Source organism: Bradyrhizobium sp. (assembly GCF_049581145.1).
In the GTDB taxonomy this organism is placed as follows: Bacteria; Pseudomonadota; Alphaproteobacteria; order Rhizobiales; family Xanthobacteraceae; genus Bradyrhizobium.
In genome coordinates this window covers 1-12,837 of sequence record NZ_JBAURI010000565.1, presented here as the reverse complement: position 1 = coordinate 12,837, position 12,837 = coordinate 1, and the positions used below count along the sequence as shown (strand labels likewise).

At 63.6% G+C, this 12,837-nt stretch carries 14 protein-coding genes; 8 read left to right on the top strand and 6 right to left on the bottom strand.

Going from position 1 to position 12,837, the window contains the following annotated elements:
* Positions 1-77: 77 nt before the first annotated feature.
* Positions 78-662: a CoA-binding protein gene (locus WCB02_RS18750; protein WP_423960285.1), complete on the bottom strand. Its 585-nt coding sequence runs from the start codon at positions 660-662 to the stop codon at positions 78-80.
* Positions 663-714: 52 nt separating this feature from the next.
* Positions 715-1,536 carry an enoyl-CoA hydratase gene (locus WCB02_RS18745; protein ID WP_423960283.1) on the bottom strand — a complete coding sequence of 274 codons (822 nt, stop codon included), beginning with the start codon at positions 1,534-1,536 and terminating at the stop codon, positions 715-717.
* 80 nt (positions 1,537-1,616) lie between these two features.
* On the opposite strand from WCB02_RS18745, the gene WCB02_RS18740 reads away from it, so the two are divergent.
* The 6 genes from WCB02_RS18740 to WCB02_RS18715 all read left to right on the top strand — a co-directional run bounded on the left by WCB02_RS18740 (position 1,617) and on the right by WCB02_RS18715 (position 5,326).
* A complete protein-coding gene (locus WCB02_RS18740; protein ID WP_423960281.1) occupies positions 1,617-2,048 on the top strand; it encodes a PaaI family thioesterase in 432 nt (143 codons plus the stop codon).
* 156 nt (positions 2,049-2,204) lie between these two features.
* Positions 2,205-2,669 carry a 50S ribosomal protein L13 gene (gene rplM, locus WCB02_RS18735; protein WP_423960280.1) on the top strand — a complete coding sequence of 155 codons (465 nt, stop codon included), beginning with the start codon at positions 2,205-2,207 and terminating at the stop codon, positions 2,667-2,669.
* Position 2,670: 1 nt separating this feature from the next.
* Positions 2,671-3,147 carry a 30S ribosomal protein S9 gene (gene rpsI / locus WCB02_RS18730; protein WP_423960279.1) on the top strand — a complete coding sequence of 159 codons (477 nt, stop codon included), beginning with the start codon at positions 2,671-2,673 and terminating at the stop codon, positions 3,145-3,147.
* 274 nt (positions 3,148-3,421) lie between these two features.
* Positions 3,422-4,657, top strand: coding sequence for a diguanylate cyclase (locus tag WCB02_RS18725; protein WP_423960278.1), 1,236 nt, complete (start codon positions 3,422-3,424; stop codon positions 4,655-4,657).
* A 25-nt stretch (positions 4,658-4,682) separates the two neighbouring features.
* Positions 4,683-4,931 (top strand): hypothetical protein, encoded by a 249-nt coding sequence (locus WCB02_RS18720; RefSeq protein ID WP_423960277.1) that lies wholly within the window; start codon positions 4,683-4,685, stop codon positions 4,929-4,931.
* A 98-nt stretch (positions 4,932-5,029) separates the two neighbouring features.
* Positions 5,030-5,326, top strand: a complete 297-nt coding sequence (locus WCB02_RS18715; protein WP_423960276.1) for an antibiotic biosynthesis monooxygenase family protein — start codon at positions 5,030-5,032, stop codon at positions 5,324-5,326.
* Here the strand turns inward: WCB02_RS18715 and WCB02_RS18710 are convergent.
* The gene (locus tag WCB02_RS18710) at positions 5,323-6,453 is read right to left on the bottom strand and encodes an AI-2E family transporter (RefSeq protein WP_423960275.1); all 1,131 of its coding nucleotides are present in this window, start codon (positions 6,451-6,453) and stop codon (positions 5,323-5,325) included. The two genes, WCB02_RS18715 and WCB02_RS18710, sit on opposite strands and share 4 nt — an antisense overlap.
* A gap of 198 nt (positions 6,454-6,651) precedes the next feature.
* Here WCB02_RS18710 and WCB02_RS18705 point away from each other — a divergent pair, with 198 nt between their 5' ends.
* Positions 6,652-7,425 carry a gamma-glutamyl-gamma-aminobutyrate hydrolase family protein gene (locus WCB02_RS18705; protein ID WP_423960274.1) on the top strand — a complete coding sequence of 258 codons (774 nt, stop codon included), beginning with the start codon at positions 6,652-6,654 and terminating at the stop codon, positions 7,423-7,425.
* Positions 7,426-7,520: 95 nt separating this feature from the next.
* Here the strand turns inward: WCB02_RS18705 and glnA are convergent, their stop codons facing one another.
* On the bottom strand, positions 7,521-8,930 hold the full coding sequence (gene glnA, locus WCB02_RS18700; protein WP_423960273.1) for a type I glutamate--ammonia ligase: 1,410 nt from the start codon (positions 8,928-8,930) through the stop codon (positions 7,521-7,523).
* 175 nt (positions 8,931-9,105) lie between these two features.
* A complete protein-coding gene (locus tag WCB02_RS18695; RefSeq protein WP_009027873.1) occupies positions 9,106-9,444 on the bottom strand; it encodes a P-II family nitrogen regulator in 339 nt (112 codons plus the stop codon).
* A gap of 377 nt (positions 9,445-9,821) precedes the next feature.
* On the opposite strand from WCB02_RS18695, the gene WCB02_RS18690 reads away from it, so the two are divergent.
* Positions 9,822-11,321: an NAD(P)H-hydrate dehydratase gene (locus WCB02_RS18690; RefSeq protein ID WP_423960271.1), complete on the top strand. Its 1,500-nt coding sequence runs from the start codon at positions 9,822-9,824 to the stop codon at positions 11,319-11,321.
* A 170-nt stretch (positions 11,322-11,491) separates the two neighbouring features.
* Here the strand turns inward: WCB02_RS18690 and WCB02_RS18685 are convergent.
* Positions 11,492-12,837 (bottom strand): multicopper oxidase family protein (locus WCB02_RS18685; protein WP_423960268.1); only part of this gene is annotated, 1,346 nt, incomplete at its 5' end.

The following is a 12,837-nucleotide window of genomic DNA, read 5'->3' as shown; positions in this document are numbered from 1 at the left end:
ACTTGATGGCATGATCGCGGTTCGAAACGCCGATGCTTCGGATCGTCAGTCTTGGAGACAATCTTTTCGCAACTGCGTCACGACTCTTCGCTCTTGTTCTTCGCGGCGCGGTCGGAGGCCGTGGTCGCACCGCCGCCGACACTCATCCGGTTCAGCGACAGCCGCATGCCCTGCGTCGGAATCGGAGCCCGCTTGGAACTGATCGTGCGCGAATTGACGCCCATCCAGGAAATCTCCGAGGACAATCGGCCATATTCGATTTTTGGGCAGCGGTTCATCACGACCTTGATGCCGGCGGCCTCGGCCTTGGCGGCCGCGGCGTCGTCGCGCCCGCCGAGCTGCATCCAGATCACTCTCGGCAGCGGCGCAAGCCTCAGCGCTTCGTCGACGACGGGCATGATGTGGCTGGAATTGCGGAAAATATCGATCATGTCGATGGGACGGCCGATGTCGGCAAGCGAGCCGACGAAGGGCCGGCCAAGCAGGCTTTTTCCGACATGGCCGGGGTTGACCGGGATCATGTCATAGCCGCGTTGCATGAGATATTTGAAGGCAAAATAGCTCGGACGAACATCAACCGGCGACGCGCCGACCATCGCAATCGACTTCACGCTGTCGAGAATCCCCCTGATGTAATCGTCGGGGTAGGCGTCGTGATTCATTCTGGATGATCCGTTGCGTTATCTGCGGCGGTGCGCGAGTGACGGAGCGGCACTAATCCCGCCATTTCGGCTCGCGCTTCTCGACGAAGGCGCCGATGCCTTCCTCGGCGTCGCGCGCCATCATGTTGTCCGTCATCACTTCTGCCGCGTAACGATAAGCATCGGCAAGGCTCATTTCGGCCTGGCGGTAAAATGCCTGCTTGCCGAGCTTGACGGCGTAGGCGGATTTGAGCGCCACCTTCTGCGCAAGCGCGATCGCTTGGTCGCGCTCGGTGCCCGCGGTGACGACACGATTGACCAGGCCGATCTCCCGTGCGCGCGAAGCCGATATCGGCTCGCCCGTCAGCAACATCTCGAGCGCCTGCTTGCGCGGCACGTTGCGCGACAGCGCGACCATCGGCGTCGAACAGAACAGGCCGATGTCGACGCCGGGCGTCGCGAAGCCTGCTGCGTCCGAGGCGACCGCGAGATCGCAGCTTGCCACCAGCTGGCAGCCAGCGGCAGTGGCGATGCCCTGCACGGCTGCGACCACGGGCTGCGGCAATTGCACGATCGCCTGCATCATAGCGCTGCAGGCCAGCATGAGCTGGCCGAAAAACGCACGGCCGCCATCGGCGTCGCCGCGACGGACGGTCAGTTCCTTCAAATCATGGCCGGCGCAAAACGCAGGGCCATTGGCCGCGATCACCAGCGCGCGGATGCTCCCGTCATCGGCAATCCCGTTGAGCGCCGCGTGCAGGTCGGCGATCATGGTCTCCGACAGGCTGTTGCGAGCGGCCGGCCGGTTCAGCGTCAGGACCGCAATGCTGCCGACCGTGTCGCGCAACAAGACCGGTGGCGACGGTGGAAGGGCGAGGGCGGGCTGGGCGGACATCTTTGCTTCCATTGGGGCGGCGCTCATAATGGACTAACAGTCGGTTCGAGGCGAGAACGTTGATCGGAGACGGGGAATATATGCCAGTTGCGAAAATGAGCGTGATTGAACTGGAAAGGTTCCTCCACGTGGAATTTCCCCAGGTCTTTCGTACCGGCGGCGACATCCTTATCGAGAGCGCCGACGGCGAGACCTGCCTGTTGCGCCAGCGCTATAGCGAGGCCATGCTGCGTCCGGGCGGCACGGTGTCGGGGCCGACGCTGATGGCGCTGGCCGATTGCGCCATGTATGTGGTGCTGCTGTCGGCGATCGGCCCGGTCGGGCTCGCGGTCACCACCAACCTGAACATCAACTTCCTGCGCAAGGGGGCTCCCGGGCAGGACGTGCTGGCAGCCGCCAAGATCCTGAAGCTCGGCAAGCGCCTGGCGGTCGGCGAGGTCAGCCTGACCTCGGGGGCGTCGCCCGAGCCCATCGCTCACGTCACCGCGACCTATTCCATTCCGACTCCATGAGCTTTTTCGAGGTATTATAAAACCATATTTTCAAGCTGCTGTTTTTACTGAATAAATCATATGCATTTGGCGTTGACGCGGGCGTGAGCTGCCTCTAGAAAGCCGCACGGTTCGGCGCGGTTCACGCGCCCGATATTCCCTTGCACGGATCCTGACATGAAAACCTTTTCGGCAAAGCCCGCCGAGGTGACGAAGAAGTGGGTCGTGATCGACGCCAAAGGTCTGGTGGTCGGCCGGCTTGCCACGATCGTTGCCATGCGGTTGCGCGGCAAACATCTCCCGACCTACACGCCGCATGTCGACTGCGGCGACAACGTCATCATCATCAACGCCGCGCATGCGGTTCTGACCGGGCGCAAGCGCGAGCAGAAGGTGTATTACAAGCACACCGGCTTTGTCGGCCACGTCAAGGAGCGCACGGCCCGGCAGATCCTCGAGGGTCGCTTCCCGGAGCGCGTGGTGGAGAAGGCGATCGAGCGCATGATCCCGCGTGGGCCGCTCGGCCGGGTACAACTCGGCAATCTGCGCGTCTATCCCGGCGCGGAGCATCCGCATGAGGCTCAGAGCCCCGAGAAGGTCGATATCGCCAAGATGAACCGCAAGAACATGAGGGCCGCATAACATGGCCGAAAGCATGCAGTCGCTCGATCAGCTGTCGCAGCTCAAGCCGGCCACGCCCGACGCGCCTCAATACGTCAAGAAGGTCGACAAGTTCGGCCGCGCCTATGCCACCGGCAAGCGCAAGGACGCGGTCGCCCGGGTCTGGATCAAGCCGGGCGCCGGCAAGATCGTGGTCAACACCCGCGAGGTCGAAGCCTATTTCGCCCGCCCGGTGCTGCGCATGATGATCCAGCAGCCGCTGGTCGCGGCTGCCCGCAACGGCCAGTACGACGTGATCTGCACCGTCGCCGGCGGGGGCCTGTCGGGTCAGGCCGGTGCCGTACGTCACGGCATCTCCAAGGCGCTGACCAATTTCGAGCCGGATCTGCGCGGCGTCTTGAAGAAGGGTGGTTTCCTCACCCGCGACTCCCGCACCGTGGAGCGCAAGAAGTACGGTCGCGCCAAGGCCCGCAAGTCGTTCCAGTTCTCGAAGCGCTAATTGCTTCGCTAATTCGCCGCCATCGCGGCCATCATCGATGCGGAAAGGGCGCAGGGTTTGCGCCCTTTTTTGTTGCGGTTTTTTCGACAAGTCGACGCAGTTTTTCGCGAAAATGTTCCGCCGCGCACAAGTCAATTCTAACGCGGCTGTCCCTACAGTCGGTTTGGTAAATGGACGCAAACTTGTTCCGGCCGATCCGGATACGCCGCATTAAGACTTGAAGACCCGACGCGAAGATCTGAAGACTTGAGTTCCCAGGAGTTGGGGTTAAGCGATGTCGCTGGACAGCCCTACACTTTATTTCATTGCCACCATGATCGCGGCTCTGCTCGGGGCCATGCTGTTGTTCTTCGGCAAGCACGAGAAAAGTGCCGCGCTGACATGGTGGGGCACGGCCTATCTGCTCGGCGCGGTGTCGGTGGCGCTGTGGACGCTGGCCGGCGGCGCGCTCGGGGAGATGCTTTCGCTGGCGCTCAATGCCGTCGGCCTGGTTGCCTGCGGCATGGTCTGGAGCGCGGCGCGCGTTTTCCATGGCCGCAAGCCCAGCATTCCCGGGCTCAGCTTCGGGGCGGTGATCTGGATCGCCGCGGTCATCGCGCTCGACCCGCATGCAGTTGCCATGCGGATGACGATTGGCGCCGCGATCGTCGCGATCTATGCGGTGTTGACCGCGGCCGAATTGTGGGCGGAGCGGCGCAAGACGCTGAAACGGCGCTGGCCGGCGATCGTGGTGCCCGTGTTGCACGGCTTCGTGCTGATGCTGCCGATCCTGCTCGGCGACGTCTTGCGTCCCGCGAACAACGAGTTCGCCAGCACCTGGGTGACGGTGTTCTCGATCGAACTCGTGCTCTACGCAGTCGGCACCGTATTCGTCATCTTCATGCTGGTGTCGGAGCGCACGGTCAGCGCGCACAAGAGGGCGGCGTCGATCGATCCGCTGACCGGTATTTTCAACCGCCGCGGCTTCGCCGAGGCCTGTGCGCGGCTGATCGAGCGCGAGGCGGCCGCCGGCCGTCCGGTGACGGTGCTCATGTTCGACATCGATCATTTCAAGGGGATCAACGACCGTTTCGGCCATCCTGCCGGCGATGAGATCCTTAAATTGTTTTCGGCCGTCGTTATCAACAATCTGCGAATCACCGACCTCTCCGGGCGGATCGGCGGCGAGGAGTTTGCCGCGCTGTTGCCATGCTCGCTCGAGGAGGGGGTCATGATCGCCGAACGGGTGCGCGAGGTTTTCGCCAATTCAGGCATCGCGGTCGAGGACGGTCCGGTCGATACTACCGTCAGCGTCGGCGTCGCCGGCGGGCCCGCGGGCACCGAACTCGAAGTGCTGCTGGCGGCAGCCGATACCGCGCTCTATCAGGCCAAGCGCGGTGGGCGCAACCGCATCGCGGCCGCGGAAGAACTGCCGCTCTCGCTGGAGCACGCGCGGCGACGAACTGCGGGCCTTTCGGCGGCGGACCGTCTGCGGCCAGCCGTTGCGCAAGGCCTGGTAACGTCCGGGTAACCGTTCGGTCGATATTATCTCGGGCATGAGTAAACTCCGGAAGCGTGGGGCTGACGTCGCTCTGCTGTCGCTCGAAGCCGCCGCCTGGTCGGCCCGCGGCGGGTTCGCCTGCATGTTTTCGTCGTCAGACGAATACGAGACCGCGCTGATCAGCGAGCGGCGCGCCCAGGGACGCTACGGTGGCCGCCATGGCCGGGCGCTCGGCCCTTGGCCGGTGCTGCTGGTCGTCGCCATCGCCCTGATCGGGACAGGAATCATGCTGCTCTGGCCCTGAGCCGGTCGGACATTTTGGACAGGGGCGCACCATGGTGCCTTTTGCTTTGGGGCGGTCCGCGCTAGATACGCCGGACCGTAACGAGAGGCCGAAAACCCATGATTACCGAAATCGCACAGATTGACGTCAAGCCCGGGACCGAGAAGGATTTCGAAGCCGCGTGCGCCAAGGCGCGCCCGTTATTTATGCGCGCAAAGGGCGCGAAGGGCATCGAGCTGCACAAGTCGATCGAGAAGCCGCAGCGTTATCGGCTGCTCGCGAAGTGGGAAACGCTCGAGAACCACACGGTCGATTTTCGCGGCTCCGAAGACTTTGCGGCTTGGCGGGCGCTGGTCGGATCATATTTTGCCGCGCCACCCGAGGTCGAACATACCGAGACGGTCTTGACGAGCTAAGCCGCTGCGGCGCCTGATGACTCGTCCAATTTGAAATAGTCGATGATGACCTTGACGATGGCCATCAGCGGTAGCGCCAGCGCAAGGCCCCAGATCCCGAACATGATGCCCAGCAGAACCTGGAACGCGAACAGCGTGGCGGGTGGAATGTCGAGAGCCTGACGCTGCAGCAGCGGCGTCAGCACGAAGCTTTCCATCGCATGGACGCCGAGAAACAGCAGAAATGCGCTCAGTGTTGCGATCCAGCCCGAGGCCAGGCTTGCCAGCACCACGATCAGGCCGGCGATCAGCGCGCCGACTGTTGGGATGAAGGCGAGCAGACCGGCCTGGATGCCGAGGATGAACGAACTGGGAATGCCGATGATCGAAAGTCCGATCCAGGTGACGGCGAACACCGCGATCATCGTGAGCATCTGCGCGATCAGCCAGCGCTCCAGCGTCTCGCCGATGCGGTCGAAGATGACGGTGGCGCGGGCACGCTGTTTGGCCGGGGTCATGAACAACAGCCCGTTGCGGTAGACCGCGGGTTGCGCCGCGAAAGCGAGCCCGAGAAACACCACGATGAAGAAGTTTCCGACCGCGGCTACCGTGCCCAACAGCAATTTCAGAGTCCGGCTGACGATCGCGCCGCCGCTCGAGGCGAGCGTGCTGGCGCTCGGAAGATTGCGCGGCGGTGCAGGCGCCGGCGTGGCGCCGCTCGCGGAGTCCGATGGTGGCGTTGCAGTGGCGTTGCCGAGCTCGAAATAGCTGGTGTCGATGCCGTTCTTGTCGAGGAATGCCTTGACGGTGACCAGCTGCGATTTGATCGTATTGCTGAGAACGGTCGCCTGGTCGGCGATGGTTGCGCCGCCGAGAAACACCACGCCCGACAACAACACCGCGAGCGTCAGGCAGACGATGAGGAGCCGGACCGGCTGCGGCAGGCGGACCAACTGACCGAGCCGGCGGGTCATGGCAGTCAGCGCTGTGCCGAGCAGCATGCCAGCGAAGATCAGAAGCAGCGTCGTGGCGAAAGACCAGGCGAACACCAACAGCGCGGCGAATGACACGACACCGATGCCGCCGACCGCTATCGCCCACGCCAGATCGCCGCGCGCCTGGCGGCGATCGTCGCTCGATTCTGTCACATTGACCCCCACATCGTCCGGTTTCACAAAACACTCTTTCGTCAAATGCCGGCGGGATCAAGCCGGTGGTGCTGCCCAGGCGGAGCGGTTGGCGGATAGCTTATCCGAAAACAGCATCGCCGACGGGCGAAAGGGACGGTTGATCCGGCGCGGACGGGCGGGCATGATCCTTGTTTGCAACGGATGATGGACGGCGGCATGCGACGGAAGCCGGTGGTCGGCGTGATCGGGAACGCCTACCGCATCGAAAATCGATTCGCGACGCAGATGGTCGGCGAGCGCAACCTGCGCGCGGTGGCCGATGTCTCGGGCGCGCTGCCTTTGATGTTCGCTGCCTCTCCCGAGATTACCGATATCGGCGCGTTACTCGACGTCGTGGATGGCATCGTGCTGACCGGCGCGCGCGCCAATGTTCATCCGACCCGCTTCAATACCGAGCCCGACGTCAAGCACGAACCCTATGATATTCCGCGCGACGAGGTCGCGCTCGCGCTATCGCAAGCCTGTGTCGCCCGCGGCATGCCGCTGTTCGGAATTTGCCGCGGCCTGCAGGAGATGAATGTCGCCTTCGGCGGTTCGCTGCATCCGGAGATCCGGGAATTGCCCGGACGGATGAACCACCGGATGCCGCGGCTGGAGAATGGCGAGATCCATCCAGACCCCAAGGTCATCTTCGCCGATCGGCACGACGTCAGCCTGACGCCCGGCGGGGCGTTCGCCAAAATCCTGGGTTGCGAGAAAATCCGCGTCAACTCGCTGCATGGTCAGGGCATCCTGCAGCCCGGCACGCGCGTTGTGGTCGAGGGCGTGGCGGAGGATGGTACCATCGAGGCGATCCGCATCGCGGATGCGCCTGGTTTCGCGCTCGGAGTGCAGTGGCACGCCGAATACGATCCGCAGAAGAACCCGATCAACCGCAAGCTGTTCCAGGCGTTCGGCGAAGCGCTGGCGGCGCAGAAGCGGCACGCATAATCCGCTCGCGCCACTGACACGAATCCGAGCGGGCTCAAACGAAAAGGCGCCCCGTTCGGGGCGCCTTTTGCAGCTCTCGCGATCCTTCGCGGCGATCAGCCGGAGTAATACATGTCGAATTCGACCGGATGCGGGGTCATCTCGAAGCGCTCGACCTCGGTCATCTTCAGCTCGATATAGCTGTCGATGAAGTCGTCGTCGAATACGCCGCCGTTCTTGAGGAACGCGCGGTCCTTGTCGAGATTCTCGAGCGCTTCGCGCAAGCTACCGCACACCGTCGGGATCGCCTTCAGCTCCTCCTTCGGCAGATCGTAGAGGTCCTTGTCCATCGCCGGACCCGGATCCAGCTTGTTCTTGACGCCGTCGAGACCCGCCATCAGCATCGCTGCGAAGCCGAGATAGGGATTGGCCATCGGGTCGGGGAAACGCACCTCGACCCGCTTGGCCTTCGGGTTGGAGGTGTAGGGGATGCGGCAGGACGCCGAGCGGTTGCGCGCGGAATAGGCCAACAGCACCGGCGCTTCATAACCCGGAACCAGACGCTTGTAGGAGTTGGTGGAGGGGTTGGTGAAGGCATTGATCGCTTTGGCATGCTTGATGATGCCGGCGATGTAGGACAGGCAGGTCTCCGAGAGATCGGAGTATTTGTTGCCGGCGAACACCGGCTTGCCTTCCTTCCAGATCGACTGGTGGCAGTGCATGCCGGAGCCGTTATCGCCATAGACCGGTTTCGGCATGAAGGTGGCGGTCTTGCCATAGATATGGGCGACCTGGTGGATGCAGTACTTGTAGATCTGCATCTGGTCGGCCATCAAGGTCAGCGTGTCGAACTTCATGCCGAGCTCGTGCTGGGCGGAAGCCACCTCGTGGTGATGCTTTTCGACCTTGACGCCCATCTTGGCCATCGCGCCCAGCATTTCCGAGCGCATGTCCTGCACCGAGTCCTGCGGCGGCACCGGAAAATAGCCCGCCTTGGTGCGGATGCGGTGGCCGAGATTGCCGCCCTCATACTCGGTGTCGGAGTTGATCGGCAGTTCGGAGGAGTCGAGCCTGAAGCCGGTATTGTAGGGGGTGGTTTGATAGCGCACGTCGTCGAATACGAAGAATTCCGCCTCCGGGCCGAAGAAGACGCTGTCGCCCACGCCCATCGACTTGACCATCGCCTCGGCCTTCTTGGCGATACCGCGCGGATCGCGGTTGTATGGCTCGCCGGTGGTCGGCTCGAGTACGTCGCAGGTCAGGATCAGGGTGGTCTCGGCGAAGAACGGGTCGATCGTCGCGGTGACCGGATCGGGCATCAGGCACATGTCGGACTCGTTGATCGCTTTCCAGCCGGCAATCGAGGAGCCGTCAAACATCAAGCCTTCGGCGAAGCTGTCCTCTTCGATCATGCCGGCATCGAAAGTCACGTGCTGCCACTTGCCGCGCGGATCGGTAAAACGCAGGTCAACGTATTTGACGTCGTTATCCTTGATTGATTTGAGGACGTCTTTGGCGGTCTTCATGGATCCCCCTCTCAGCTACAGGTCGTCGTGAACCGGCCGCGGGCAACGACCGCGGGTTACAGCTCAATAGCGTTGGGTGGGGCTCAATACAATATGGAATAGGCCGATCAAATCGGCATCTGCATGCACTTTCGGCTGATTGCTATGATGCGCTGAGACCGGGAGGGGCGGGCTGTCAGATCGCGTCGAGTCCGGATTCCCCGGTTCGGATGCGAATGGCTTCCTCGATATTGGAGACGAAAATCTTGCCGTCGCCGATCCGCCCGGTTTGGGCGGCGCGCCGGATCGCTTCGATCGCCCGCTCGACCAGATCGTCGCCGATCACGATCTCGATTTTGACCTTGGGCAGGAAGTCGACAATGTACTCGGCGCCCCGGTAGAGTTCGGCATGTCCCTTCTGGCGCCCGAAACCCTTGGCCTCAGTCACGGTGATGCCCTGCAGCCCAACTTCCTGGAGCGCTTCCTTCACCTCGTCGAGCTTGAATGGCTTGATGATGGCTTCGATCTTCTTCACTGAGCGCCTCCCAGGCAGTTCCAGATTCAAAAAGTGCAATTTAGTCGTCGGGTCGCGCATAATGCGCAGGTTTGTTCGATCGCCTGTTCTGGGCTCTGCCGACCGTTCGGCGGCGACCGCGGCGTTCACGGCCATTAAGCACGACGAACCGAAGCGCTTCCTCAAAAGCAGGGTCTATGCCAAGTTGTTGAGGGGCCTGTTTGGGGAACGTTATCAGACTTTTAAGGAGCATCCGCCGGCTCGGGGCGACCGGTGCCAGAATAGCGAAGCCTGTGAAATAGGCAAATAGATCAAACGGTATGCAGTGACGGGCATGTCGGAGCTGCATGCCGCAGGGATGTGCCTCAGGATAAGGCGGGTTCAAGGGTGGAGTCGGCATGGAAGTTTTGACCACCGCTGAGATGGAACGCGCAGATCGGCTGACCATTGCGGCAGGCACGCCCGGATTCGCGCTGATGCTGAGCGCCGGCCAGGCCGTCGCGGAAGCCGCGACGAGTCTCGCGGAAGACGGACCGATCCTGGTCGTGGCCGGTCCCGGCAACAATGGCGGCGACGGCTTTGTGGCTGCCGCCGAACTCGCGGCCCAGGGGCGCGACGTGTCGGTCATCCTGATGTGTGAGCGCGACGCCCTGCAAGGCGATGCGGCTTCCGCGGCGCGCGGATGGAAATTCCCGCTGCTGCCGTTCAATCCCCAGGCGATCGGCAAGCCTGCGTTGATCATCGACGCCTTGTTCGGCGCCGGTCTCAGCCGGAACGTCACCGGCGAGGCCCACGATATGATCGAGGCCATCAACGCCAATGGCGCGCCGGTGCTCGCGGTCGACCTGCCGAGTGGCGTCAACGGCACCACGTCTGCCATCACGGGAACGGCGGTCCGTGCGGTCGAGACCGTGACATTCTTCCGAAGGAAGCCGGCACATTTGCTGCTCCCGGGTCGCATCAAATGCGGGCGCGTGCGGGTTGTCGATATCGGGATCGACGCGGCCGTGCTTGCGGAAATCCGTCCGCGGACCTTCGAAAACACCCCCCCGTTCTGGCGTGAATCATTCCCGGTGCCGCGGATCGACGGTCACAAATATGCGCGCGGCCATGTGCTCGTGGTTTCCGGCGGAATCGCCGCGACCGGGGCGGCGCGGATGTCGGCCCGTGGCAGCCTGCGGGCTGGAGCGGGTCTCGTGACGTTGGCCTCGCCGCGTGACGCGCTGGTGGTCAACGCCACCGCGTTGACGGCGGTGATGGTTCGCCCCGTCGACACCCCCGTCGAGTTCGCCGAGGAACTCGCCGACAAGCGTTTCAATGCGATCGTGATCGGGCCGGGCGCCGGCATCGGCACGCGGACCGTCGACTTCGTCCACACCGCGCTTTCGGCCCAACGGCATGTCGTGCTGGACGCCGACGCATTGACGAGTTTTGCCGGCGCGCCGGAGCGGCTGTTTCAATCCATCAAGGCGGCGCACGAGGCGCAGGTGGTGCTCACCCCGCATGAGGGCGAATTTCCGCGGCTGTTCAGCGACATCAGCAACAAGCATCCTGGCCGTTCGAAACTGGAGCGGGTGCGGGCGGCGGCCGAACGCTCGGGCGCTGTGGTGCTGCTCAAGGGGCCCGACACGACGGTTGCCGCCCCGGACGGGCGCGCGACCATCGCCGGCAATGCGCCGCCCTGGCTCGCCACCGCCGGCGCTGGTGACGTATTGGCCGGAATCATCGCCGGCCTGATGGCGCAGGGTGTGCCGGCGTTCGAGGCCGCCAGCATGGGGGTCTGGATGCACGGCGAGGCGGCGCGCGAGGCCGGTCCCGGCCTGATCGCGGAAGATCTTCCGGAAGTGCTCCCCGCCGTGCACCGGCATATCTATGACGAGTTCGGGATCGATTATTGAAACGGTTCGGCAGCTCGAACTCGCGGACATGGACGCGTCGCGTGGGTTCACTGGCACCAAGGACGCCGCATCGATGACGCCGAAGGCTCTCTTCAGCGGTCGCGGCATGGGATCAGGATACGCGCGGCCATGCCGCGGATGGCAGGAATAGCCTTCGCGGGAGCGTTTCCTCAGCCGACGCCGTACCATCGCACAAGCCGTGGTGCGGCCCAATCGGTGGCCGTCGATTCCAGCAGCCAGTGTCCGGCATGTTCGGCCGCGAATGCAATGCGTTGGGTCTGGCCCGGCTCGACCGCGAGTGTGTCCAGCCAGAACGGCTTCCAGCCATCGTCGAGCCGGTCGAGCAGGCGGAAATGATGGCCGTGCAGATGAAAAACGCTGGCAATCGAAGCGCGGTTGCTCAGTGCCAGCACCACGATGCGGCCGGCTTTGGCCTGGAAGGCGGGTGTCGCGGATACGACAAAATGCGTCGGCGCGACCCATTCCGGTCCGTTGAGCGGCAGCTCGAAACGCAGCGCGTTCTTCAGATTGAGCTCGGCCGGCAGGCCATTGGTGGGGAGCATTGCTGCGGGTGGCAGCGGCGACTGGCGCATCGCCGGCTCGTTTGAGGTGATCAGCCGGCCAATTGGCCGGGATTGCTGGCCGTCATGCAGCAGGATCTGGGCGCTCGAGCCAGGCGCTGCGGATGCATCGACAAAAACGTCAGCCCGGCCGCCGGGGGCGAGCACCAGCGCGCCGTTGCGGGCCAGGAAGGGTTCGGAGGGCTGACCGTCCAGCGCCATGACCCAGACGTCGTGATCGTCGATTTTGACAGCAACGATCTGGCGTTGCACGCCATTGATGAAGCGCAGTCTCAGCCGCTGATGCTGCCGCATGGAAATATCGGTCAAGACCCGCCCATTGACCGTGTAGAGGGATTGCGTGTCATTCGCTGCCGTGCCGGGTGCGACCACGGTCCCGTCAGCGCGAATCCGCCAATTTTCCAGCAAAAACAGCTCGTCGCGATCGATCTCGGGCGCTTTATCCTCTTCAACCACGATCGGAAGTGGCCGTGCGGGTCTGGCTTCGCCGTCGCCCAGCAGCCAGAGATCGCAGAATGAGGTTCCCGCGTCGCGAAGCGCAATCGCGAAGCTCGTCTGCGCGCCGGCAGCGAGCGGCACACGAGCCGTCAGCGGCTCGGCATCCAGGGCCCCGTCCAAACCCCGCCAGTCCAGGGCGGCCGAGACCGGCAGCTGGTTGCGCATGCCGATTTCGAGCTGGCCGCGTTTGAGGCGCGGCAGCGGGGGCTGGCGCTCAAGCGACCAGACCGGCGTTTCCGCCTGACCCGGCCGCAACGCGATGGTGCGGGGCTTTGCCTGCAGCGCCAGCGATTGGGGCGCTTGTGCGGTAGCTACTCGCGGCAGGCTGGCAGCAAGCGCCGCAGCGCCCAATCCGGCCAGCACGTCGCGTCGGGGCTTTTGCAGAATCCGCTTTGCCATGAGGCTGATGCGGACCATCTTTCGTCCGGTATGTCCAG

What these genes read in the sequence shown, in the direction of transcription:
- WCB02_RS18750 (WP_423960285.1), bottom strand. Translation starts at nt 662, where the DNA reads ATGAATCACGACGCCTACCCCGACGATTACATCAGGGGGATTCTCGAC.
- WCB02_RS18745 (WP_423960283.1), bottom strand. Translation starts at nt 1,536, where the DNA reads ATGTCCGCCCAGCCCGCCCTCGCCCTTCCACCGTCGCCACCGGTCTTG.
- WCB02_RS18740 (WP_423960281.1), top strand. Translation starts at nt 1,617, where the DNA reads ATGCCAGTTGCGAAAATGAGCGTGATTGAACTGGAAAGGTTCCTCCAC.
- rplM (WP_423960280.1), top strand. Translation starts at nt 2,205, where the DNA reads ATGAAAACCTTTTCGGCAAAGCCCGCCGAGGTGACGAAGAAGTGGGTC.
- rpsI (WP_423960279.1), top strand. Translation starts at nt 2,671, where the DNA reads ATGGCCGAAAGCATGCAGTCGCTCGATCAGCTGTCGCAGCTCAAGCCG.
- WCB02_RS18725 (WP_423960278.1), top strand. Translation starts at nt 3,422, where the DNA reads ATGTCGCTGGACAGCCCTACACTTTATTTCATTGCCACCATGATCGCG.
- WCB02_RS18720 (WP_423960277.1), top strand. Translation starts at nt 4,683, where the DNA reads ATGAGTAAACTCCGGAAGCGTGGGGCTGACGTCGCTCTGCTGTCGCTC.
- WCB02_RS18715 (WP_423960276.1), top strand. Translation starts at nt 5,030, where the DNA reads ATGATTACCGAAATCGCACAGATTGACGTCAAGCCCGGGACCGAGAAG.
- WCB02_RS18705 (WP_423960274.1), top strand. Translation starts at nt 6,652, where the DNA reads ATGCGACGGAAGCCGGTGGTCGGCGTGATCGGGAACGCCTACCGCATC.
- glnA (WP_423960273.1), bottom strand. Translation starts at nt 8,930, where the DNA reads ATGAAGACCGCCAAAGACGTCCTCAAATCAATCAAGGATAACGACGTC.
- WCB02_RS18690 (WP_423960271.1), top strand. Translation starts at nt 9,822, where the DNA reads ATGGAAGTTTTGACCACCGCTGAGATGGAACGCGCAGATCGGCTGACC.